Raw genomic sequence first — 21827 nt, 5'->3', positions numbered from 1 at the left:
CTCAATAAGAGGCCGCGCACATGAGTACTTCCTCATTCAAGATCGCCCACAAACTGCTCACCGGCGCTGGCGCCATTGAGCAGCTCGCCGCCGAACTCACCCGCCTGGATGTGGATAACCCGTTGATCGTCACCGATGCCGTGCTGGTCAAGTCCGGCACGGTGGCGCTGGCGCTCGAGCACTTGGGCGGCCGCCCGTATGAAATTTTCGACCGCGTGCTGCCCGACCCGGAAATCGCCATTGTCGAAGACTGCATGCAGGCCTACCGCGATGGCGGGCACGATGGCCTGATCGGCGTGGGCGGCGGCAGTGCCATCGACATCGCCAAGAGCGTCGCCGCTTACGCCGGTTACCACGGCGCCCTGGCGGATTTGTTCGGGGTCGACCAGGTGCCGCGCAAGGGCCCGCCGTTGATCGCCATTCCCACCACGGCGGGCACCGGCTCGGAGGTGACCAACGTGGCAATCCTCTCGGACAAGGTCGCGCAGCTGAAAAAAGGTATCGTCAGCGACTACCTGCTGCCGGATGTGGCGCTGATCAGCCCGCAAATGACCCTGACCTGCCCGCGCAGCGTCACCGCCGCCAGTGGCGTCGACGCATTGGTGCATGCCATTGAATCCTACCTGTCGCTGAACGCCTCGCCGATCACCGATGCCCTGGCGATCGGCGCGATCAAGCTGATTGCCAGCGCACTGCCCAAGGTTTACGCCAACCCGGCCAACCTGCAGGCCCGTGACGACATGGCCACCGCCAGCCTGATGGCCGGCATGGCCTTCGGCAATGCCGGCGTGGGCGCGGTACATGCGCTGGCGTATCCGTTGGGCGGCCGGTTCAACATCGCCCACGGCGTGAGCAATGCGCTGTTGCTGCCCCATGTGATGCACTGGAACAAGCTGGCCTGTGTCGAGCGGATGCGCGACATCGCCCAGGCCATGGGCGTGAATGTCAGCGGGCTGAGTGTGAATGATGCCGCCGACCAGGCTGTCGAGGCGATGACGAAACTCTGCGCCGCCGTTGAAATCCCGGCCGGCCTGCGCAGTTTCGGCGTGCCTGAGGAGGCTATCCCGGCGATGGCCACTGAAGCGGCGGGCATCGAACGCCTGATGCGCAATAACCCGCGCCAGCTCAGCGCGGCCGATATCGAGAAAATCTACCGGGCGGCGTACTAGCCGTTGAGTGAGGTCACGGTGCGCAGGGCAAAGCTGAGGTATACAATGCGCGCCATCGTGATTTAGCTCAAAAAAGGTGCGTCATGCAGCCCTTCGTCATTGCTCCATCGATTCTCTCCGCCGACTTCGCCCGCCTGGGCGAAGAAGTGGACAAGGTGTTGGCCGCCGGCGCCGACTTCGTGCACTTCGACGTCATGGACAACCACTACGTGCCCAACCTGACCATCGGCCCGATGGTCTGCGCGGCGCTGCGCAAGTACGGGATTACCGCGCCGATCGACGCACACCTGATGGTCAGCCCGGTGGACCGCATTGTCGGCGACTTCATCGACGCCGGTGCGACCTACATCACGTTCCACCCGGAAGCCACGCTGCACGTCGACCGTACCCTGCAACTGATCCGCGAAGGCGGCTGCAAGGCAGGCTTGGTGTTCAACCCGGCCACACCCTTGAGCGTGCTGGAGTACGTGATGGACAAGGTCGACATGGTCCTGCTGATGAGCGTCAACCCGGGCTTTGGCGGGCAGAAGTTCATCCCTGGCACCCTTAACAAACTGCGCGAAGCGCGGGCGCTGATCGACGCATCGGGCCGCGATATCCGCCTGGAAATCGACGGTGGGGTCAACGTCAACAATATTCGCGAGATCGCTGCTGCGGGTGCCGATACGTTCGTGGCCGGCTCGGCGATCTTCAATGCCCCGGATTACCAGGAAGTGATCGCCAAGATGCACGCCGAACTGGCGCTGGCGCGTCCATGAGCGGCTTTGAGCAGCTGTTCCCCGGCAAATTGCCACGGCTGGTGATGTTCGATCTGGACGGTACCTTGATCGACTCGGTGCCCGACCTGGCGGCGGCGGTGGACCAGATGCTGCTCAAACTGGGGCGTAAGCCTGCGGGGATCGAGGCGGTTCGCGAATGGGTCGGTAACGGCGCGCCGATGCTGGTGCGTCGGGCGCTGGCGGGCAATATCGACGCCGCCGGTGTGGATGAGGTGGAGGCCGAACATGCCCTGGAGCTGTTCAATGCCGCCTATGAAAGCAGCCACGAACTGACGGTGGTGTACCCCGGCGTGCGTGACACCCTCAAATGGTTGAGCAAGCAAGGCGTGGAAATGGCCTTGATCACTAACAAGCCGGAGCGCTTCGTCGCACCGCTGTTGGACCAGATGAAGATCGGCCGGTATTTTCGCTGGATCATCGGCGGCGATACCCTGCCGCAGAAAAAGCCCGACCCGGCGGCGCTGTTCTTCGTGATGAAAATGGCCAACATTCCGGCGTCCCAATCGTTGTTCGTGGGCGATTCGCGCAGCGATGTATTGGCGGCAAAAGCCGCAGGGGTGCAGTGCGTGGCCTTGAGTTACGGCTACAACCATGGCCGGCCGATTGCCGAAGAATCGCCGGCGCTGGTGATTGATGACCTGCGCCTGTTAATCCCCGGTTGCCTGGGCGCGGGCGCTGAGATAACGTTGCCCGATATTGATCCGTCCTTTTCAGGAAATCCCATCGTGGTGGTCACTCGCAAACTCTGGATGAAAGTCATCAAGGCCCTGGCCCGCTGGCGTTGGCGCGCCTGACTGATCCTGGCCGCTCTGTGCGGCACGTTTGCCTACCTGACCGATTGACCCTCACACCACGAGGCACCTGATGATCCGCGAAGAATTCCTGCGTTTGGCCGCTGCCGGCTATAACCGTATCCCCATGGCCCGCGAAACCCTGGCCGACTTCGACACGCCGCTGTCGATCTACCTGAAACTGGCCGATGAGCCGAACTCGTATCTGCTGGAGTCGGTCCAGGGCGGCGAGAAGTGGGGCCGCTATTCGATCATCGGCCTGCCGTGCCACACGGTACTGCGGGTTCATGACCATCATGTGAGCATCACCCATGATGGCGTCGAGATCGAAAGCCATGACGTAGACGATCCGCTGGCCTTCGTCGAGGCCTTCAAGGCGCGCTACAACGTGCCGACCATTGCCGGCCTGCCGCGTTTTAACGGCGGCCTGGTGGGGTATTTCGGTTATGACTGCGTGCGCTATGTGGAGCAGCGCCTGGGTAAATGTCCGAACCCGGACCCGCTGGGCGTGCCGGACATCCTGCTGATGGTCTCCGATGCGGTCGTGGTGTTCGACAACCTCGCCGGCAAGATGCACGCGATTGTGCTGGCCGACCCGTCCCGGGCGGATGCCTACGAACAAGGCCAGGCCAGTCTCGAAGCACTGCTGGACAAGCTGCGCCAGCCGATCACGCCGCGTCGTGGCCTGGACCTCAGCCGTCCGCCTGCCGCTGACCCGGTGTTTCGCTCCAGCTTCACGCAGGCGGACTACGAGCGCGCAGTGGACACCATCAAGGAATACATCCTCGCCGGTGACTGCATGCAGGTGGTGCCGTCGCAACGGATGTCGATTGATTTCAAGGCGGCGCCGATTGACCTGTACCGGGCGCTGCGCTGCTTCAACCCGACGCCGTACATGTACTTCTTCAACTTCGGTGATTTCCACGTGGTGGGCAGTTCACCGGAAGTGCTGGTGCGCGTCGAAGACAACCTGATCACCGTGCGGCCCATCGCCGGTACGCGCCCGCGTGGCGCTACCGAAGAAGCGGACCTAGCGCTGGAAGAAGACCTGTTGAGCGATGACAAGGAAATCGCCGAGCACCTGATGCTGATTGATCTGGGGCGCAATGACACGGGGCGTGTCTCGGAAATCGGCTCGGTGAAGTTGACCGAGAAGATGGTCATCGAACGGTACTCCAATGTGATGCACATTGTGTCCAACGTCACCGGGGAACTGAAAGCCGGGTTGACCGCAATGGATGCACTGCGTGCCATTCTGCCGGCCGGCACCTTGTCGGGCGCGCCGAAGATTCGCGCGATGGAAATCATCGACGAACTGGAGCCGGTCAAGCGGGGCGTCTACGGCGGCGCCGTGGGGTATTTCGCCTGGAACGGCAACATGGACACCGCGATTGCGATCCGTACGGCAGTGATCAAGGATGGCGAACTGCATGTGCAGGCCGGTGGCGGCATTGTGGCTGACTCGGTGCCGGCGCTTGAATGGGAAGAAACCCTGAACAAGCGCCGCGCGATGTTCCGGGCGGTGGCGCTGGCTGAGCAAACCCCGCAGGACTGAAGTCAAATGTAGATCGAACTGTGGGAGGGGGCTTGCCCCCGATAGCGGTCTGTCAGTTCATGATGTGCTGGCTGACACATTGCTATCGGGGGCAAGCCCCCTCCCACATTGGTTTGTGTGGGTTTCAGGATTGGCTAGAAATCCAGGCTCACCCCGACACTCACCCCTTGCTGGGACAGGTTGTCATCCTTCCTCACGTTATACGCCGCGCGTAACGCCAGTTCCTGCGTCAGTTTGTGGCTGACACCCAGGCTCAAGCGATCCGAATTGCTGCGCGGCGTATACCCGTCCAGCTTGAAGTCGATCCCCGGCACGCTGTTGAGCGCGATGTTGACCTTCTGCGTGTCGTTCTCGAACTCATGCTCATGCGCCACTTCCCCATACACCTGGGTCTGCGGGGTGATGCGGTAGCTGCCTTGCAGGCCGACGCCAAGGCGTTTGGAGTCGCGCTGCTGGTCATCAAAGGTCAGGGCGGTGGAGCGGCTGTCTTTCTCCGAGTAGCCGTTGACTTCGACGCGCGCGTAATCGGCGCTGATGAAGGGCGACAGGTGCCAGTCGCTGCCTGGCGCAGCGATGTCGTAGCCCACGCGGCCGCTCAAGGCCCAGAGCCAGCCATCGGTGTCACCTTTCTCCGACCCTTCGCTGACGCCCAGGGCAAACTTGCGCTTGAGGTTGTCGAAGTCCAGTTTGCCGCCGGTCAAGGCCGCATCGGCCCACCAGTGATTCTGCTGATACTGGGCAAACGCGGTGCCCATGTAGCTGTTGAGCTTGTAATCCGAATCGCTGGCGCCGGCTTCCAGTGTCTGGCGGTACAGGCCCGCGGCGACGCCTACGCGCCAGGCTTCGTTGAGTCGGTAGCTGCCGCCGATATTGAGGTTATAACCACTGCCATCGCCGCTTGCCGAGCTGTTCTGGTCGTCGAAATTCAGCCGTTGGCCGCCGGCTGCCACGATCGCTCGCCATTGGCCGACGGCTTGCCAGTGGCCGGTGTCTGCCTGCCATTGATTGCGCAACTCATCCTGGTGGGCGCGCAATGTGCCCTGGGCCATTTCCGGCAGCAGCGTGATTTCCCACGGCGCGGCGAGCAGCGAATAGGCGTAGTCGGCGATCAGTTGTTGCCCGGCGATGGTCGGGTGGACCGAGTCGTTATAGATCAGCTTGGTCGGGTCCGGGTTGGTGCCACCGATACCGTACACCGGATTGGCGGTGCAACTGTTGCCACTGAAGCAGGTGCCCGTGAGGTTTTGCCCGGTGGCGAGGCCGAAGCGGGCCGGATTGGCAAAGGCTTCATTCAATAACAATGGAATGTTCAGCGGGATGACCTGCGCATCGATCTGCGACAGGCGCTGTACCAGCGACTGGTTGAAAACAGCGCTCAGGGCCGACGTCGCTGCCTGCTGCGGCGTGCCGTTGACGGCCGGCGTCAGGCCGATGTCGGGCAACATCCATACCATGATGTAACGCGCACCGGCTTGTTGCAGGGCCTGGGCACTGTCGGCCAATCGCCCGCCGGCGGCGACCGCTTGAGCGGGGCTGAGTACGCGACCCTGGAGGAAGTCATTGCCGCCACCGGAGAGAAAGTACAGCGCATTCGGATCGGCCAGCCCGCCGTTTGCCGGCAGGTAACCCTGTCGACTGCGCAGCACCGTGCCGCCCCCGGCATTACCGGGTGGGATCGCCGCGTTGGAGACGTTGGTGATGGAGTCGAGGATATTGTCGGTACGGTAGCCGCCGACCGCCCAGTTGTTTCCGTCCGGCAAGCCCTGGATCGCGCGCACCGGTGAGGTGGAGGCATTCAGGTCGTTTGGCGCTACACCCAGCTTCGCGCCGAGCAGCGTCGAAGAAACCAGACCATAGTCTCCCTGGAACGTCGGCCCGGTACGGTTGGTGAAGCGCAGGGTCGATCCGGCACCGCCGTCGGGAAACTGGCCGGCATCGGCCAGGCTGTCACCGAATACCACCATCGTTGAATAGGGTGACGATGCTGCATGAGCCTGTGCACAAGCCAGGTAAAGCAAGCCGGCGGCCAGGGGCGCGAAGAACGGAGTTCTGAGCATGGAAAATTCCATTGAGTTGTTTTTGTGTCGGAACCGAAACACTAGCAAAGTATCGAGCGTTTTCTATAGGGCAAAACCGAATTTTGCTGTGGGCAGCGCATTGAGCCCAGCCCGTATTTGCGGCGCCATATTGCACGGTTGGCGAGGCTACGTTACTGTGCCTGGACGTATGAATGAGACCCTCCCCGTGTTGATCATCAGCAGACTCTTGATGCGAGTAGTCAAGGCACACGCCCGTTGGCGTTGGCGCGCCTGACATTTTTCTCCGCCGGCCTGGCCGGACCTGTACCGATTTGCCTTCTTCACCCTGTTTGACGCCCCTTGCCGCTCACCCCGGCAACCGGAACGTGCGTCCGGCAGCGGGCCAAATGCCTGGAAGGCGGTCATTTGAAATCAGTGAATTCAAGAGGTTTGAACCCACATGTTGCTGATGATTGATAACTACGATTCCTTTACCTACAACGTTGTGCAGTACCTGGGCGAGCTGGGTGCCGAGGTCAAGGTGGTGCGCAACGACGAACTGACAGTCGCCCAGATCGCTGCGCTGAACCCTGAGCGCATCGTGGTTTCGCCCGGCCCGTGCACACCGACCGAAGCGGGCATCTCCCTGGAAACCATCCAGTATTTCGCCGGCAAGCTGCCGATTCTGGGCGTGTGCCTGGGACACCAGTCCATTGGTCAGGCCTTTGGCGGTGATGTGGTGCGCGCGCGCCAGGTGATGCACGGCAAGACCAGCCCGGTATTTCACAAGGACCTGGGTGTCTTCCAGGCGCTCAACAATCCTGTAACCGTGACCCGTTACCATTCCCTGGTGGTCAAGCGCGAAACCCTGCCCGAGTGCCTGGAACTGACGGCCTGGACCCAGCTGGAGGACGGCTCGGTCGATGAGATCATGGGCCTGCGCCACAAGACACTGAATATCGAAGGGGTGCAGTTTCACCCTGAATCGATCCTGACCGAGCAGGGCTACGAGCTGTTCGCCAATTTTCTCAAGCAGAGCGGCGGCACGCGCTAAGGATTTTCCATGGATATCAAGACTGCCCTGGGCCGTATCGTCGGTCACCTGGACCTGAGCACCGCTGAAATGAGCGATGTGATGCGCGAGATCATGACCGGTCAGTGCTCCGACGCACAGATCGGCGCCTTTATGATGGCCATGCGCATGAAGAGCGAAAGCATCGACGAAATCGTCGGCGCCGTGTCGGTGATGCGTGAACTGGCGGACAAGGTCGAACTCAAGACCCTCGACGGCGTGGTCGATGTGGTCGGCACCGGCGGCGACGGTGCGAACATTTTCAACGTATCGACGGCGTCCTCGTTCGTGGTCGCGGCAGCGGGTTGCACCGTGGCCAAGCACGGCAATCGCGCGGTGTCCGGCAAAAGTGGCAGCGCCGACTTGCTGGAAGCCGCCGGTATCTACCTGAACCTGACGCCGGTACAGGTGGCACGCTGCATTGACAGCGTCGGCATTGGCTTCATGTTTGCCCAGTCCCACCACGGCGCGATGAAACACGCCGCCGGCCCGCGCAAGGACCTCGGCCTGCGTACCCTGTTCAATATGCTCGGCCCGCTTACGAATCCGGCCGGTGTGAAACATCAGGTCGTCGGTGTCTTCAGCCAGGCGTTGTGCCGGCCGTTGGCTGAAGTGCTGCAGCGCCTGGGCAGCAAGCATGTGCTGGTGGTGCACTCCAAAGACGGCCTGGATGAATTCAGCCTGGCCGCACCGACCTTCGTGGCAGAGCTGAAGGACGACCAGGTCACTGAATACTGGGTCGAGCCTGAGGACCTGGGCATGAAGAGCCAGAGCCTGCATGGCCTAGCGGTGGAAAGCCCGGCGGCGTCGCTTGATTTGATTCGTGATGCATTGGGGCGACGCAAAACCGAAAACGGTCAAAAAGCCGCAGAAATGATTGTGCTCAATGCGGGCGCGGCACTTTACGCAGCGGACCATGCCTATAGTCTTAAGGAAGGTGTGGCCCTGGCTCACGATGCATTGCACACCGGTCTGGCTCGCGAGAAACTCGAAGAACTCGGAGCATTCACCGCCATATTCAAGATGGAGAATGAAGCATGAGTGTTCCCACCGTTCTGGAAAAAATCCTGGCGCGCAAGGCTCAAGAAGTTGCCGAGCGCCGTGCCCGTGTGAGCCTGGCTGAACTGGAAGCCCAGGCAAAGGCTGCCGATGCACCGCGCGGTTTTGCCAATGCCTTGATCGCCCAGGCCAAGCTCAAGCAGCCGGCTGTGATCGCTGAGATCAAGAAGGCCTCCCCGAGCAAAGGCGTTATCCGCGAGCACTTCGTGCCACATGAAATCGCCGCCAGTTATGAAAAGGGCGGAGCGACCTGCCTGTCCGTACTGACTGACATCGATTACTTCCAGGGTTCCGACTTATTCCTGCAGCAGGCACGCGCCGCGTGCAAGTTGCCGGTGATTCGCAAGGATTTCATGGTTGATCCCTACCAGATCGTCGAAGCCCGCGCGCTGGGTGCCGACTGTGTGCTGCTGATCGTTTCCGCCCTGGATGACGTGAGGATGGCCGAGCTGGCGGCTGTGGCCAAGGGTGTGGGCCTGGATGTACTGGTCGAGGTGCATGATGGCGACGAGCTGGAGCGCGCGCTGAAAATCCTCGACACCCCACTGGTGGGGGTCAACAACCGTAACTTGCATACCTTTGACGTCAGTCTGGAAACCACCCTTGATCTGCTGCCGCGTATTCCGCGTGATCGCCTGGTGATTACCGAGAGCGGCATCGTCAACCGCGCCGATGTGGAGTTGATGGAAATCAGCGAAGTGTATGCGTTCCTGGTCGGCGAGACGTTCATGCGCGCGGAGAACCCAGGGGCCGAACTGCAGCGTCTGTTCTTCCCGGAGCGTGGCGTGACGGTCAGCGGTTCGACCCTGGATTGATTCCAGCGCAGTCGGTCCGTTTTTGAAATGCAGTAAAAAAGTGTGGGAGGGGGCTTGCCCCCGATAGCGGTGGTTCAGTCACCAAGACGTTTGGCTGGTCCACTGCCATCGGGGGCAAGCCCCCTCCCACATTGGTCTTGTGCTTATTCAGGTAGGTCAATGTGATGGCTAGGCTGGTTTCGATGACTGTGCAGGCAGGGCTTGCAGCCGAACAAGCCTTGCTGGCCGCCGTCTGCGCCGGTGAGCAGGAATTCGGTCTGTTGTTCTGGCAGCCCAACGATCAAGCCTTGGTCATGCCACGCCGTTTGAGCCGATTACCGGCCTTTGAAGCCGCCAGCCAAGTCTCGGCAGACGCGGGTTGGCCGGTGTTGTTGCGCGAAACCGGCGGTGAGCCGGTGCCGCAGTCCGCCGCTACTGTCAATATCGCCCTGGTCTACGCGCCTGCGCGCAGTGAAGGTGATCAAGGGCGCATCGAAACCGGCTACCGACGGTTGTGCCAGCCGATTTGTGATGTATTGACCGAGTTGGGCGGCGACGCATCCGTTGGCGAAATCGATGGCGCGTTCTGCGACGGTCGTTACAACGTCAATCTCAACGGCCGGAAAATGGTCGGCACGGCACAACGTTGGCGCCAGAGCGGCGGTCGCCCGGTGGGCTTGGTGCACGGTGCCTTATTGCTGGACAACGATCGCGATGAGTTGATTATGGCGGTCAATCGTTTTAATCAAGCTTGTGGCCTGGAACAACGGGTGCGTGCCGAGAGCCATATCGCACTGCACGAGGTGTTCACCGCGCCCGATGTAATCGGCCGGCTCGACACCTTGTACCGTCAGATGCTGGCAGGCTTGCTGCCAGGTTAACGGGTGCCGAACACCACCATTGTCTTGCCTTTGACGTGCACCAGGTTGCGCTCTTCCAGATCCTTGAGCACGCGCCCCACCATTTCCCGCGAACAGCCCACGATGCGCCCGATTTCCTGGCGTGTGACTTTGATCTGCATGCCATCGGGGTGGGTCATGGCGTCAGGTTGCTTGCACAGCTCCAGCAGGCAGCGAGCGACACGCCCGGTCACATCGAAGAATGCCAGGTCGCCGACCTTGCGCGTGGTATCCCGCAGGCGCTGGGCAATCTGCCCGCTCAAGGCATACAGAATGTCCGGATCCTGTTGGGCCAGTTCGCGAAATTTCGTATAGCTGATCTCGGCCACTTCGCACTCCACCTTGGTGCGTACCCAAGCGCTGCGCTGCTGCTCCTTGCCCGCTTGCTCGAACAGTCCCAGCTCGCCAAAGAAATCCCCGGTGTTGAGGTAGGCAATGATCATCTCGCGACCGTCTTCGTCCTCGATCAGGATGGTAACCGAGCCCTTGATAATGAAGAACAGGGTTTCGGAGCGCTCGCCCGCGCAGATGATGTTGTGCTTGGCCGGATGACGCCGGCGCTGGCAATGCATCAGCAGCTTGTCGAGGTTCTTGATCTTGGGTGTGGGAGTAAGAGCAACCATGGTTGTATCCCGAAAGACTGCGCGATGGGGTTGGATTTGTTTTTATCAGCGATACCGGCATTGACGTACGCTGTACAAAGGATGGCAATGCGCCATTGATTTGGCGCCAGCTTACCAGACACATTCTGACTCGATTAGCGTATTTCACCGGCAAACGCTGTTTATTGATCGTTTTCATGCAGTGCACGGCTGTCCTGAGGCCCTGTGCTAAGCTGGCGACCCTTTTTTAGCAGTGGAGTCTGGGCGATGAAGGCACGCATCCAATGGGCGGGCGAAGCCATGTTCCTCGGTGAGTCGGGCAGTGGCCACGTGGTGGTCATGGACGGCCCGCCGGAAGCCGGTGGCCGCAACCTGGGTGTACGCCCGATGGAAATGCTGCTGCTGGGTGTCGGCGGTTGCAGCAATTTCGATGTGGTCAGTATCCTGAAAAAATCCCGTCAGGCCGTGGAAAGCTGCGAAGCCTTTCTGGAGGCCGAGCGTGCCACCGAAGATCCCAAGGTGTTTACCAGGATTCATATGCATTTTGTGGTCAAGGGCCGGGCGCTGAAGGAGGCGCAGGTCAAGCGTGCCATCGAGCTGTCGGCAGAGAAATACTGCTCGGCCTCGATCATGCTCGGCGCGGCCGGTGTAGCCATCACCCATGATTACGAAATTATCGAGTTGGGTTGATCGTAGAACGACGGGCAAAAAGAAGGGCGCTTTGATAGCGCCCTTTTTACATGATCATTCCCACGCTCTGCGAGATGATCGTTCCCACGCTCCGCGTGGGAATGCATTCTCGTGACGCTCCGCGTCACCCTTGCGCAGGTGCCGGGTTTTGCGCTCTTCGTGCTTTCAAATCCGATAGGTGCTTTTGGTCATGACCTTGGCCAACAGACTCATGCCGAACCTCACCGGCGCAGGGAAGCGAAAGCCGCCGGCATCCAAAGCGCTTTCTGCGTGATGCTCTTCGTCGATGCGCATCTGCTCGAGAATGGCCCGTGACTTTTGGTCCTCGGCCGGCAGTTGTTCAAGGTGTTCGTCCAGGTGCTTGCACACCTGATGCTCGGTTGCCGCGACAAAACCCAGGCTGACCTTGTCGCTGATCAGGCCGGCAGCGGCGCCAATCCCGAACGACAAGCCATAAAACACTGGGTTCAGCACACTGGTATGACTGCCCAACTGGCGAATGCGTTGTTCGCACCAGGCCAGGTGGTCGATCTCTTCCTCGGCCGCATGCTCCATTGCCGCGCGTATCTGCGGCAACTTGGCGGTCAGGGCCTGGCCCTGGTACAACGCCTGGGCACAGACTTCACCGGTATGGTTGATACGCATCAGGCCGGCCACGTGGCGGGTCTCGCTCTCGCTCATCTGCGCGTCCGGCTGCACGATGGCCGGTGACGGACGATACGGTTGGCCGCTAAATGGCAGCAGCGTACGCATGGCTGTGTCGGCTTGCAGTAACAGACGGTCAATCGGCGAGTAGTGACGTTGGGTAGTCATGCTGACCTCCGGAAAGAATCTCGGCGGCCAGTTTACCGCAAGAGAGGACGGCGCGTTTGCGCTGAGTCAATTTGCCCCGGTGCACTCAGCCCGGCGGCCAGTTCATCTGGCGCTGACCCAGCACGTGCATATGGATGTGGTACACGGTCTGCCCGCCGTCTTCGTTGCAGTTCATCACCACGCGAAAGCCTTTCTCGCAGCCTTGCTCCACCGCCAGGCGTTGGGCCGTGAACAGGATATGGCCGGCCAGGGCTTTATCGTCCTCGGTCAGGTCGTTGAGGGTGCGAATGGGCTTTTTCGGGATGACCAGGAAATGCACCGGCGCCTGCGGGGCGATATCGTGGAAAGCCAGCACCTGGTCATCTTCATAGATGATGTTCGCCGGTATTTCTCGATTGATGATCTTGGTGAACAGAGTATCCACAGCTGCTTCTCCATAGTGAACGAGAGGGTCAGTGTACTGGGGCGCTCAACGCGGGCAATAGGCCTTGTTGATCGCACCGGCAATTTTTCGGGTAAGCCAGCGCGGGCTCAGGCGCGGGCTGAAGGCGAGCCAGCGGTTGCGGCGCCCCGGAATGATGATCGCCTTGTTCTTCTCCAACGCACGCACGGTGAAGAGCGCGACTTCTTCGGGGCTCATCAACTGCTGGCTGCGGTCGAGTTTTGCAGTGTCCATTTGCGCGGTGCCGAAGAAAGCGGTGCGCGTAGGCCCGGGGCAGAGCACCGAAACCTTGATGCCACAGGTCTTGAGCTCCTCGCGCAGGCCTTCGGAGAAGTGCAGTACATAGGCTTTGCTCGCGTAGTAGCTGCTCATCCACGGGCCCGGCTGGAAGGCGGCAACCGAGGCGACGTTGAGAATCTGCCCGCCGCCATGCAGCGCCATGGCATTGCCCAGAGCGTGACACATGCGGGTCAGGGCGAGGATGTTGACTTCGATCAGGTCCTGCTCGGTCATCCAGTCCTGGGCCAGGAACGGCCCGCTGGTGCCGATACCGGCGCAGTTGACCAACAGGTCGATCTGTCGCTCACCCTCTTCGAGTTCCAGCAAAAAACCCGACAACCGCAGCGGCTCGCCCAGGTCGCAGGCACGGAACAGCACCTCGACGCCGAAACGTTGAGTCAATTCGGTTGCAATGCTTTCCAACTGATCACGCTGGCGGGCCACCAGAATCAAACTGCGGCCACGTCGAGCCAGTGCTTCGGCCAGAGCCAGGCCGATACCGCTGGAGGCACCGGTGATCAGAGCGTAACGGGTCATGCCTTTCTCCATCGCCACGCCACCGAGCCTGTGACAGAGGCATCACAGGCGGGGGGGCGTTTCTTCACTGTTCTGGAGAGTCTACAGGTTCGGCCGTGTCGTCAGCACTCTGCGCTGCTTCGTCCTCGACCATGACGTCTGGGGCGGCGGCGTCGTCGGCGGTAATGGAGCTGCTTTCATAGCCGCCGCCCATGTTGGCTTCCAGTTGGTCCAGGTAGCCGTTCATGCCCAGGGTTACCACGACGATGAGCATCAATGGGATGAACGCCAGCCACAACGAGGCGAGGATTTTAACCGCCGTGGAGTTGCGCGGTGGAGGTGCACCGTACTGGTTGGCGCCGGTGTTGCCCGGCCATACCAGCAGCAGCAGAGGGAAAATGCTGTTCACCACCGGAACCAGGTTCAGCAGGTACAGCCAGCCAGACCAGCCAATGTCGTGCAGGCGCTGCACGCCGATTTGCACGCTGACGACCACAAGTCCCACAAACAGCGCAAAACCCAGCAGCGAGCCGAGAATGATTGCGATCGTTGGCGAAGCAGTAGCCACCGCGAAACCCACGGTACTGATGATCCCGCCAGCCACCAGCATCGCAACGGTCAGTGCCAGCGTCCAGGCGAGATAGCGCAGGCGACCGATACGCCCGTGGATGGTGAAGACCTTGAGCGTGGAATACTCCGGCAGGTTATCGCCAACGGCTGCGCGTGGTGGTGCATACGGTGATGCGGCGGAGGTTGGGAAGTCCGGCGCGGACGAGCCTGTTTCGTGGGTTTCGGCAAGGCTGAAAGCCACGGGCTGTTCGGCTTCGATACGTGCGTCGACTCCGGCGTTCTGCAGCGCGGTGAGATAGGTTTCAGCGTCGGCACGTGACAGATCGCGCTTGAGCGCGACCTCGCGGCCGGTGAACAGCTTTTCGATCGCCTCGACGTCGCTCTTGAACAGCTCGGCGAGGTTCAGTTTGGCGGTGGTGCTTTCGACACCCGGGCGCAAGGCTCCGTCAAACACAATCTTGAAACGGTTGTCGCTCATGCGGGCATCCTTGGCACTTTTTTCAGGGAGGTTGTGCAGGCCGGCTCAATTGGCAGGCCTGGCATCTGGGTCAACGTGGCCAGCGCAATTGTGCTGCGTTTTCGCGTGCCTGGCGGTATTGAGCGTCCAGGCGTGCGACGAGTTCATCCACGCCGGGTAAATCATTGATCTCACCGACGCCTTGGCCGGCCGACCATACAGTCTTCCATGCCTTGGCCTCATCGCTCAACGGTTTGAGCTTGGAGCCGACATTGACCTCACCTTTGCCCTGGAGGGCAGCGAGATCAAAACCGGCGTTTTCCAGGCTCTGGCGCATGAAGCTTGCAGGCACGCCGGAAACAGCCGGAGTGTGCACGATGTCGGCGGCGTGCGCTGTGAGCAGCATCTCTTTATACGCATCCGGTGCTTGGCTTTCGGTGGTACCGATAAAGCGCGTGCCGAGATACGCCAGGTCCGCACCGAGCAGTTGGGCGGCGAGAATTTCCCGACCGTGGTTGAGACAGCCGGCGAGCAGCAGGGTTTTGTCGAAGAACTGGCGTATCTCGGCAATCAGCGCAAAGGGACTCCAGGTGCCGGCATGACCACCTGCGCCGGCGGCGACCGCGATCAATCCATCGACGCCCGCTTCAGCGGCTTTTTCGGCGTGACGACGGGTGGTGACGTCGTGAAACACCATGCCGCCGTAGCTGTGCACTGCATCGACCAACTCCTTCACGGCACCAAGGCTGGTGATGACGATGGGCACTTGGTGCTCGACGCAGAGGGCCAGGTCGGCTTCAAGCCGTGGGTTGCTGTTGTGTGCGATCAGGTTGACGGCATAGGGGGCGGGGTTATCCAGCTGCGCCAGGCCTGCTTCGATTTCCTCCAGCCAGGCCTTGAAGCCGCTGCTTTCGCGTTGGTTGAGCGCCGGGAAACTGCCGACCACCCCGTTGCGGCAGCAGGCCAGCACCAGTTGCGGGTTGGAGATCAGGAACATGGGGGCAGCCACCACGGGCAGGCGCAGGCGTTGTTCAAGCAGGGCGGGCAGCGACATTGGAGGTTCCCCCGAGTAATTGAAGTTAAAACGGTTTGACCACGACCAGAATTACGATTGCCAGCAATATCAGGACCGGCACTTCATTGAACCAGCGATAAAAGACATGGCTGCGGCTGTTTTCACCACGGGCGAAGCGTTTTACCTGCGCGCCGCACATGTGGTGATAGCCGATCAACAGGACGACCAGGGTGAGCTTGGCGTGGATCCACGCGCCCGATTGGAAAATACCGGGGTTAAGCACCAGCAACCAGATGCCGAAGACCAGCGTGGCGACCATCGCCGGGCCCATGATGCCGCGGTACAGCTTGCGCTCCATGACGCTGAAGCGCTCCTTGCTGACGGTATCCTCGCTTTGGGCGTGGTAGACAAACAGGCGTGGCAGGTAGAACAGCCCGGCAAACCAGCAGACGATGCTGACGATATGGAAGGCTTTGACCCATAGATAAAGCATTTTTAGTTATTCCCAGGTTCACGGTAGCGAAGATAGTAGTAGCTCAAGCGCCCGTACGTCACGTTGGCGGTTGTCGCAGGACGATACGGACCCTATTATCGACGGCTTTCCAGTGGTTCGTTGAGGGCAGGTTTATGGTCAAGGTCGGTATCGTCGGCGGCACGGGTTACACCGGTGTCGAATTGCTGCGTCTGTTGGCTCAGCATCCGCAGGCTGAGGTGGTGGTCATCACTTCACGCTCCGAGGCGGGCCTGGCCGTGGCCGATATGTACCCGAACCTGCGAGGCCACTACGACGGCCTGGCCTTCAGCGTGCCGGACATCAAGACACTGGGTGCCTGTGACGTGGTGTTCTTCGCCACGCCTCACGGGGTCGCGCATGCATTGGCCGGTGAACTGTTGGCGGCGGGCACCAAGGTGATCGATCTTTCCGCCGACTTCCGCCTGCAGGATGCCGATGAGTGGGCCAAATGGTACGGCCAGCCTCACGGCGCGCCAGAGTTGCTGGAAGAAGCGGTGTACGGCTTGCCGGAAGTCAATCGTGAGCAGATCAGGCAGGCCCGCCTGATTGCGGTGCCGGGTTGCTATCCGACGGCGACTCAGCTGGGTTTCCTGCCGCTGCTGGAAGCAGGCCTGGCGGACGCCTCGCGTTTGATCGCGGACTGCAAGTCCGGTGTCAGCGGCGCCGGTCGCGGTGCTGCGGTAGGCTCGCTGTATTCCGAGACGTCGGAAAGCATGAAGGCTTATGCGGTCAAAGGGCATCGTCATTTGCCTGAGATCCGTCAGGGGCTGCGCCGCGCTGCGGGTAAGGACGTGGGCCTGACCTTCGTGCCGCACCTGACGCCGATGATCCGCGGGATTCACTCCACCTTGTACGCGACGGTTGTCGATCGGTCGGTTGACCTGCAGGCATTGTTCGAAAAGCGTTATGCCAATGAGCCCTTCGTCGACGTGATGCCGGCGGGCAGCCATCCGGAAACCCGCAGTGTGCGCGGCGCCAACGTGTGCCGGATTGCGGTGCATCGTCCGCAGGACGGCGACCTGGTGGTGGTGCTGTCGGTGATCGACAACCTGGTCAAGGGGGCGTCGGGCCAGGCGGTGCAGAATATGAACATCCTGTTTGGCCTGGATGAGAAGCTCGGCCTGTCCCACGCAGGGATGCTGCCTTAAAAGCGGCTGCAAGCTTCAAGTTGTCAGCGGCAAGCGTGTAGCTTAAGGCTTGAAGCTTGCCGCTGCCCCGCATAATAGTTGACCGCTTTTCTAGGAGAAGCGGATAATGCTCGCTATTACGCATATGACGGCGCTACGCCGGGAGATTATCAGCATGAGCGTTGAATCCTTCACCCCCACGGCTTTGCAATTCACCCACGGTGCTGCGCACAAGGTGAAGAGCCTGGTCGATGAAGAGGGTAATGATCGCTTGAAGCTGCGCGTATTTGTTACGGGCGGCGGTTGTTCAGGGTTTCAGTACGGTTTTACCTTCGATGAAGATGTGGCCGACGATGACACCATCGTTGAGCGCGAGGGCGTGAGCCTGGTTGTGGATCCGATGAGCTTCCAGTACCTGGCGGGGGCTGAAGTGGATTATCAGGAAGGGCTGGAAGGGTCGCGTTTCGTGATCAAGAACCCCAACGCCACGACTACCTGTGGTTGCGGGTCTTCGTTCTCGATCTGATCGAACGCCTGGCCTGCACGTATAAAGAAACCTGCACGGATACAAAAACGCCGCTTGGCTTTGATCGGCCAAACGGCGTTGTGCTGTCTGGCGCTCAGGCGGGGTAGATCGCGCCCAGCACCCGCAGCCCGCGAGCACCGGTGACGCTCGGGCGGTTCGCGGCGATGCCTTCAAGGCAGCAATGGGCCAGCCAGGCGAAGGCCATGGCTTCCACCCAGTCCGGGTCTACGCCATAGGTGGCTGTGCTACTGACCTGGGTGGACGGTAGCAGTGCAGCCAGTCGATTCATCAGCGTCCCGTTATGGGCGCCACCGCCGCAGACCAGCAGGGTGTCGGTCTGGTGTTGAGCGCTTTGCAGGGATTCGACGATGGTCAGGGCGGTCAGCTCGAGCAATGTGGCTTGCACATCCTCGGGAAGAAACGCCGGCAACTCGCCGAGATGGTGCTGCAGCCAGTCCAGGTTGAACACTTCTCTTCCGGTACTCTTGGGCCCTTTGGTCGCGAAAAAAGCATCGCTGAGCAGCGTGTCTAGTAGCGGCGGCTGAACCTTGCCACTGGCTGCCCATTGCCCGTCACGATCAAACGGCTCGCCGCGTTGGTGATCAATCCACGCGTCCAGCAAGACATTGCCCGGGCCGCAGTCAAAGCCCGATACAGGTTTGCCGGTTTCTATCAGGCTCAGGTTGCTGAAGCCACCGACGTTCAGCACGGCACGGTTGCCGGCACGTTCACCGAACAGCGCCTCGTGAAAGGCCGGTACCAAAGGGGCGCCCTGGCCACCTGCGGCGACGTCGCGGCTGCGGAAGTCGCTGACCACCGTGATGCCCGTCAGCTCGGCGAGTAATGCCGGATTGCCGATCTGTACCGTAAAGCCCCGGGCGGGTTCATGGCGGATGGTCTGCCCATGGCTGCCAATCGCGCGGATGTCGTGAGGGGTGAGGTTTTGCTGGGCCAGCAAGGCGTGGATGCCTTGGGCGGCGAGTGTTACCCAGGACTGCTGGGCGATGGCCGAGCGGGCAATCTCATCCGGCCCGCTGGCGCACAGGCTGAGCAGCTCGGCGCGCAGCTCGGCAGGCATGGGGATGTAGTGGGTGGCGATCAGGCTGAGCGCCGAATCCTGCTCGATGAGGGCGATATCCAGGCCATCGAGGCTGGTCCCGGACATCACACCTATATAGCGCGGCATACCTTAACGCTTCGCCGAAGCCAACAGGGTGGAGCGTTCCTGATCCATGCGGGCCATCAACGGTTGGCTTTGCTGCATGAAGCGCGCGCGCTCTGCCTTGGCAATGGGGTCGGCCATCGGCAGCTTCTGGCCCAGTGGATCAACGTGTACACCGTTGACCTGGAACTCATAGTGCAAGTGCGGCCCGGTGGACAGGCCAGTCGTGCCGATATAACCGATCACTTGGCCCTGCTTCACGTTTCCACCGGTTTTCACGCCCTTGGCGAACCCTTGCATGTGGCCATACAGCGTGCGGTAGGTATTGCCGTGCTGGATGATCACCGTGTTGCCGTAACCACCGCGACGCCCGGCCAACAGGACCTTGCCGTCGCCGGCTGCCTTGATTGGCGTGCCACGCGGAGCGGCGTAGTCGACACCTTTGTGGGCGCGGATTTTGTTCAGAATTGGATGCTTGCGACCCATGGAGAAACGCGAGCTAATACGGGCGAAGTCCACCGGTGTACGGATGAACGCCTTGCGCATGCTGTTGCCGTCAGCCGTGTAGTAGCTGCTGTTGCCCTGTTTGTTGGTGTAGCGCACGGCGGTGTAGGTCTTGCCGCGGTTTGTGAAGCGCGCAGAGAGAATATTGCCGGTGCCGACTACTTTGCCATTGGCGACTTTCTGTTCGTAGATCACATCGAATTCGTCACCCTGGCGTATGTCCTGGGCGAAGTCGATGTCGTAGCCAAATACGCTGGCCATGTCCATGGTCATGCTGTGGGACAGGCCGGCACGGGCGGCGGATTGCGACAGCGAGCTGTTGATCACGCCGTGTACGTAGGCAGAACGCATGACTGGCTTGGTGGTGATGCGATTGAAGGCAAAACCCTTGGCGCTTTTGCTCAGGCTGATGCTTTCCAGGTCGCTGATATTGGTGTGCAGGTTATTCAGTTGGCCGTCGGGCGTCAGTTCGAATTCAAGCTTCTGGCCATGTTTGAGCTGGGTGAACTGCTTGGCTTGCTTATCGGTGGCGAGGACGTCATTGACGGTGGCGGCGGGCAATCCGACCTTTTCGAACAGTGTTGACAGTGTGTCACCTTTGCTCACGATCACTTCGCGATGCTGGGCGTTCTTGGGCGCGACGGCTGCGGGCTTGTCCTGAGCAGCGTTTTGAGTCTCTTGCGGGGTGTCTTCAATCTGCGCGAACGGAGACTCGTTCGGGGTATTTGTGGCTTGTTGCGCGTCGGAAGCGTCTTGATCTTGTGTCAGTTGCTCAACAGGACTTTCCAGGTCAAGGCTTAGGGATGTTCGTTTGGCTTCTACGTCACTGGAAGGGAATACCAGGAGTGCCAGGCTGAGAAGGGCGGCGATACCACTTGCGGCGAGCAGGTGGGTCTTCGGGTAAAGCGGCGGCGCTTTAGACGGTTCAGTGGTCATAAGTATTTTGACTTTGAAGATGAAATGGAAAAGATGAATGACATGATGAAGATGAAATAACTGTATAAAATATAACCAAATCATCTGTGGCGCAAGCTCGCGAACGCTGGGCTTGCGCAATGGTGTCCGTTCACAGGGCAAAACTTGTAATTAGTCCCTGATCTTGTATGGTTGGTTCCCTTTTGAATCTGAGCCTTGCGGGTCTGTTATGAAGTCGGTTGAAGAGCAGCTAGCGCTGATAAAACGTGGTGCGGAAGAACTGTTGGTCGAGGCCGAGCTGATAGAAAAGCTCAAGCGTGGCCAGCCCCTGCGTATCAAGGCAGGCTTTGATCCTACCGCGCCTGACCTGCACCTTGGCCATACCGTGCTTATTAATAAGCTGCGTCAGTTCCAGGACTTGGGGCATCAGGTCATCTTCCTTATTGGTGACTTCACCGGGATGATCGGCGACCCGAGCGGCAAGAGCGCAACGCGCCCACCGCTGACGCGCGAACAGGTTCTCGACAATGCCGAGACCTACAAGACCCAGGTGTTCAAAATCCTTGATCCGGCCAAAACCGAGGTGGCCTTCAACTCCACCTGGATGGACCAGATGGGGCCGGCGGATTTCATTCGCCTGACGTCGCAGTACACCGTCGCACGCATGCTTGAGCGTGATGACTTCGACAAGCGCTACTCCACCAATCAGCCGATCGCGATCCATGAGTTTCTTTACCCGTTGGTCCAGGGGTATGACTCGGTGGCTTTGCGTGCGGATGTTGAGCTGGGCGGGACGGATCAGAAGTTCAACCTGCTGATGGGGCGTGAGCTGCAGCGCGCCTATGGGCAGGAAGCGCAGTGCATTCTGACCATGCCGTTGCTGGAGGGGTTGGATGGCGTCAAGAAGATGTCCAAGTCCCTGGGTAACTATGTGGGTATCCAGGAAGCGCCGGGCGTGATGTACGGCAAGCTGGTTTCCATTCCGGATTCGTTGATGTGGCGTTACTTCGAATTGCTGAGCTTTCGCTCGATGGATGAAATCAATGCGTTGCGTGCTGATGTGGAGGCGGGTGCCAACCCGCGTGATGTGAAGATCAAGCTGGCCGAAGAGATCGTGGCGCGCTTCCATGGTGAAGAGGCTGCGGCCAACGCTCACCGTGCGGCGGGCAATCGCATGAAGGATGGCGAGTTGCCGGACGACCTGCCGGAGATCGAATTGACTGCGGCTGAGGCGATGCCGATCGCGGCAGTCCTTAATAAGGCAGGTTTGGTGAAGAACTCTGCGGTGGCGCGTGACCTGCTCGGTTCGGGTGGTGTGCGTATAGATGGTGAAGTGGTCGATCGCACCTTTAAATACGGGCTGGGCGCTACCCACGTTTGCCAGGCGGGGAAGAAGGCATTTGCGCGTATTACGCTCAAATCCGAATAAGTCTCTAATTAGGGGTTGACGGCAAATTATATCTCTCTATAATTCGCCCCACTTCCGGCGCAGTCGAAACGGAAAACTCCTTGGTAAACAATGAGTTAAGTAGTTTTCGACAGCAGGCCGCTTCAGTTCA

22 protein-coding genes are annotated in these 21827 nt (G+C 60.3%); 12 read left to right on the top strand and 10 right to left on the bottom strand.

The annotated features are described in order from the left end of the window. Positions 1–20: 20 nt before the first annotated feature. From BFP96_RS22580 to trpE, 4 genes are all read left to right on the top strand, one after another. Positions 21–1169 carry an iron-containing alcohol dehydrogenase gene (locus BFP96_RS22580; protein ID WP_065937055.1) on the top strand — a complete coding sequence of 383 codons (1149 nt, stop codon included), beginning with the start codon at positions 21–23 and terminating at the stop codon, positions 1167–1169. 83 nt (positions 1170–1252) lie between these two features. Next, entirely contained in the window at positions 1253–1927 is a 675-nt protein-coding gene (gene rpe / locus BFP96_RS22575; protein ID WP_065937054.1) for a ribulose-phosphate 3-epimerase, read from the top strand. Then, on the top strand, positions 1924–2742 hold the full coding sequence (locus tag BFP96_RS22570) for a phosphoglycolate phosphatase (RefSeq protein ID WP_065885521.1): 819 nt from the start codon (positions 1924–1926) through the stop codon (positions 2740–2742). Before rpe ends, BFP96_RS22570 begins: the two co-directional genes overlap by 4 nt. A gap of 70 nt (positions 2743–2812) precedes the next feature. Then, a complete protein-coding gene (gene trpE / locus BFP96_RS22565; protein WP_065937053.1) occupies positions 2813–4294 on the top strand; it encodes an anthranilate synthase component I in 1482 nt (493 codons plus the stop codon). Between the two features lie 134 nt (positions 4295–4428). Here the strand turns inward: trpE and estP are convergent, their stop codons facing one another. Continuing rightward, positions 4429–6351, bottom strand: coding sequence for an esterase EstP (gene estP / locus BFP96_RS22560; protein ID WP_065937052.1), 1923 nt, complete (start codon positions 6349–6351; stop codon positions 4429–4431). A 421-nt stretch (positions 6352–6772) separates the two neighbouring features. Between estP and BFP96_RS22555 the strand changes: the two genes are divergently transcribed. The 4 genes from BFP96_RS22555 (at position 6773) to BFP96_RS22540 (ending at position 10118) form a co-directional block, all read left to right on the top strand. Beyond that, positions 6773–7366 (top strand): aminodeoxychorismate/anthranilate synthase component II, encoded by a 594-nt coding sequence (locus tag BFP96_RS22555; RefSeq protein WP_065894201.1) that lies wholly within the window; start codon positions 6773–6775, stop codon positions 7364–7366. A gap of 9 nt (positions 7367–7375) precedes the next feature. After that, positions 7376–8425, top strand: coding sequence for an anthranilate phosphoribosyltransferase (gene trpD / locus BFP96_RS22550; RefSeq protein ID WP_065897265.1), 1050 nt, complete (start codon positions 7376–7378; stop codon positions 8423–8425). Further along, positions 8422–9258: an indole-3-glycerol phosphate synthase TrpC gene (gene trpC / locus BFP96_RS22545; RefSeq protein WP_065885526.1), complete on the top strand. Its 837-nt coding sequence runs from the start codon at positions 8422–8424 to the stop codon at positions 9256–9258. The genes trpD and trpC overlap by 4 nt, the downstream gene beginning before the upstream one ends. Before the next feature lie 164 nt (positions 9259–9422). Then, complete coding sequence (locus tag BFP96_RS22540) at positions 9423–10118, top strand: lipoate--protein ligase family protein (RefSeq protein WP_065937051.1); 696 nt, start codon at positions 9423–9425, stop codon at positions 10116–10118. On the opposite strand, the gene crp is transcribed toward BFP96_RS22540, so the two are convergent. Beyond that, positions 10115–10759, bottom strand: coding sequence for a cAMP-activated global transcriptional regulator CRP (gene crp / locus BFP96_RS22535; RefSeq protein ID WP_057723693.1), 645 nt, complete (start codon positions 10757–10759; stop codon positions 10115–10117). The genes BFP96_RS22540 and crp overlap by 4 nt on opposite strands. A 246-nt stretch (positions 10760–11005) precedes the next feature. On the opposite strand from crp, the gene BFP96_RS22530 reads away from it, so the two are divergent. Then, complete coding sequence (locus BFP96_RS22530; protein ID WP_003210947.1) at positions 11006–11428, top strand: OsmC family protein; 423 nt, start codon at positions 11006–11008, stop codon at positions 11426–11428. A gap of 165 nt (positions 11429–11593) precedes the next feature. Here BFP96_RS22530 and coq7 read toward each other — a convergent pair whose 3' ends face one another. From coq7 to hemJ, 6 genes are all read right to left on the bottom strand, one after another. Beyond that, positions 11594–12241 carry a 2-polyprenyl-3-methyl-6-methoxy-1,4-benzoquinone monooxygenase gene (coq7, locus tag BFP96_RS22525; RefSeq protein WP_065894207.1) on the bottom strand — a complete coding sequence of 216 codons (648 nt, stop codon included), beginning with the start codon at positions 12239–12241 and terminating at the stop codon, positions 11594–11596. 85 nt (positions 12242–12326) lie between these two features. After that, positions 12327–12665: a histidine triad nucleotide-binding protein gene (locus tag BFP96_RS22520; protein ID WP_065885529.1), complete on the bottom strand. Its 339-nt coding sequence runs from the start codon at positions 12663–12665 to the stop codon at positions 12327–12329. 45 nt (positions 12666–12710) lie between these two features. Continuing rightward, positions 12711–13499 carry an SDR family NAD(P)-dependent oxidoreductase gene (locus BFP96_RS22515; RefSeq protein ID WP_065885530.1) on the bottom strand — a complete coding sequence of 263 codons (789 nt, stop codon included), beginning with the start codon at positions 13497–13499 and terminating at the stop codon, positions 12711–12713. A gap of 64 nt (positions 13500–13563) precedes the next feature. After that, positions 13564–14526 (bottom strand): DUF805 domain-containing protein, encoded by a 963-nt coding sequence (locus BFP96_RS22510; RefSeq protein ID WP_065937050.1) that lies wholly within the window; start codon positions 14524–14526, stop codon positions 13564–13566. A gap of 70 nt (positions 14527–14596) precedes the next feature. After that, a complete protein-coding gene (locus BFP96_RS22505; RefSeq protein WP_065937049.1) occupies positions 14597–15559 on the bottom strand; it encodes an NAD(P)H-dependent flavin oxidoreductase in 963 nt (320 codons plus the stop codon). Between the two features lie 25 nt (positions 15560–15584). After that, positions 15585–16013 (bottom strand): protoporphyrinogen oxidase HemJ, encoded by a 429-nt coding sequence (gene hemJ / locus BFP96_RS22500; RefSeq protein WP_065894214.1) that lies wholly within the window; start codon positions 16011–16013, stop codon positions 15585–15587. Between the two features lie 134 nt (positions 16014–16147). On the opposite strand from hemJ, the gene argC reads away from it, so the two are divergent. Together argC and erpA are read left to right on the top strand one after the other, a co-directional pair. Then, complete coding sequence (gene argC, locus BFP96_RS22495; RefSeq protein WP_065894216.1) at positions 16148–17182, top strand: N-acetyl-gamma-glutamyl-phosphate reductase; 1035 nt, start codon at positions 16148–16150, stop codon at positions 17180–17182. Positions 17183–17336: 154 nt separating this feature from the next. Next, positions 17337–17687, top strand: a complete 351-nt coding sequence (gene erpA, locus BFP96_RS22490; RefSeq protein WP_003176443.1) for an iron-sulfur cluster insertion protein ErpA — start codon at positions 17337–17339, stop codon at positions 17685–17687. A gap of 94 nt (positions 17688–17781) precedes the next feature. Here erpA and BFP96_RS22485 read toward each other — a convergent pair whose 3' ends face one another. Together BFP96_RS22485 and BFP96_RS22480 are read right to left on the bottom strand one after the other, a co-directional pair. Continuing rightward, entirely contained in the window at positions 17782–18873 is a 1092-nt protein-coding gene (locus BFP96_RS22485; RefSeq protein WP_065894217.1) for an anhydro-N-acetylmuramic acid kinase, read from the bottom strand. 3 nt (positions 18874–18876) lie between these two features. After that, positions 18877–20289, bottom strand: coding sequence for a peptidoglycan DD-metalloendopeptidase family protein (locus BFP96_RS22480; RefSeq protein WP_065894218.1), 1413 nt, complete (start codon positions 20287–20289; stop codon positions 18877–18879). Between the two features lie 208 nt (positions 20290–20497). Between BFP96_RS22480 and tyrS the strand changes: the two genes are divergently transcribed. Next, positions 20498–21697: a tyrosine--tRNA ligase gene (tyrS, locus tag BFP96_RS22475; RefSeq protein ID WP_065937048.1), complete on the top strand. Its 1200-nt coding sequence runs from the start codon at positions 20498–20500 to the stop codon at positions 21695–21697. The last annotated feature ends 130 nt before the right edge of the window (positions 21698–21827 follow it).

The sequence above is a fragment of the Pseudomonas sp. 34 E 7 genome (assembly GCF_900005715.1).
Classification (GTDB): Bacteria; Pseudomonadota; Gammaproteobacteria; order Pseudomonadales; family Pseudomonadaceae; genus Aquipseudomonas; species Aquipseudomonas orientalis_A.
Note: the sequence above shows the minus strand (reverse complement) of the source record. Positions and strands in the feature narration are given on the sequence as shown.

Bases quoted from the DNA above. Each gene is read 5' to 3' on its own strand.
- BFP96_RS22540 (WP_065937051.1), top strand. From the start codon at position 9,423: ATGGCTAGGCTGGTTTCGATGACTGTGCAGGCAGGGCTTGCAGCCGAA.
- trpE (WP_065937053.1), top strand. From the start codon at position 2,813: ATGATCCGCGAAGAATTCCTGCGTTTGGCCGCTGCCGGCTATAACCGT.
- tyrS (WP_065937048.1), top strand. From the start codon at position 20,498: ATGAAGTCGGTTGAAGAGCAGCTAGCGCTGATAAAACGTGGTGCGGAA.
- trpD (WP_065897265.1), top strand. From the start codon at position 7,376: ATGGATATCAAGACTGCCCTGGGCCGTATCGTCGGTCACCTGGACCTG.
- argC (WP_065894216.1), top strand. From the start codon at position 16,148: ATGGTCAAGGTCGGTATCGTCGGCGGCACGGGTTACACCGGTGTCGAA.
- coq7 (WP_065894207.1), bottom strand. From the start codon at position 12,241: ATGACTACCCAACGTCACTACTCGCCGATTGACCGTCTGTTACTGCAA.
- erpA (WP_003176443.1), top strand. From the start codon at position 17,337: ATGAGCGTTGAATCCTTCACCCCCACGGCTTTGCAATTCACCCACGGT.
- rpe (WP_065937054.1), top strand. From the start codon at position 1,253: ATGCAGCCCTTCGTCATTGCTCCATCGATTCTCTCCGCCGACTTCGCC.
- trpC (WP_065885526.1), top strand. From the start codon at position 8,422: ATGAGTGTTCCCACCGTTCTGGAAAAAATCCTGGCGCGCAAGGCTCAA.
- BFP96_RS22530 (WP_003210947.1), top strand. From the start codon at position 11,006: ATGAAGGCACGCATCCAATGGGCGGGCGAAGCCATGTTCCTCGGTGAG.
- BFP96_RS22570 (WP_065885521.1), top strand. From the start codon at position 1,924: ATGAGCGGCTTTGAGCAGCTGTTCCCCGGCAAATTGCCACGGCTGGTG.
- BFP96_RS22555 (WP_065894201.1), top strand. From the start codon at position 6,773: ATGTTGCTGATGATTGATAACTACGATTCCTTTACCTACAACGTTGTG.
- BFP96_RS22480 (WP_065894218.1), bottom strand. From the start codon at position 20,289: ATGACCACTGAACCGTCTAAAGCGCCGCCGCTTTACCCGAAGACCCAC.
- hemJ (WP_065894214.1), bottom strand. From the start codon at position 16,013: ATGCTTTATCTATGGGTCAAAGCCTTCCATATCGTCAGCATCGTCTGC.
- BFP96_RS22485 (WP_065894217.1), bottom strand. From the start codon at position 18,873: ATGCCGCGCTATATAGGTGTGATGTCCGGGACCAGCCTCGATGGCCTG.
- crp (WP_057723693.1), bottom strand. From the start codon at position 10,759: ATGGTTGCTCTTACTCCCACACCCAAGATCAAGAACCTCGACAAGCTG.
- BFP96_RS22510 (WP_065937050.1), bottom strand. From the start codon at position 14,526: ATGAGCGACAACCGTTTCAAGATTGTGTTTGACGGAGCCTTGCGCCCG.
- BFP96_RS22515 (WP_065885530.1), bottom strand. From the start codon at position 13,499: ATGACCCGTTACGCTCTGATCACCGGTGCCTCCAGCGGTATCGGCCTG.
- estP (WP_065937052.1), bottom strand. From the start codon at position 6,351: ATGCTCAGAACTCCGTTCTTCGCGCCCCTGGCCGCCGGCTTGCTTTAC.
- BFP96_RS22580 (WP_065937055.1), top strand. From the start codon at position 21: ATGAGTACTTCCTCATTCAAGATCGCCCACAAACTGCTCACCGGCGCT.
- BFP96_RS22505 (WP_065937049.1), bottom strand. From the start codon at position 15,559: ATGTCGCTGCCCGCCCTGCTTGAACAACGCCTGCGCCTGCCCGTGGTG.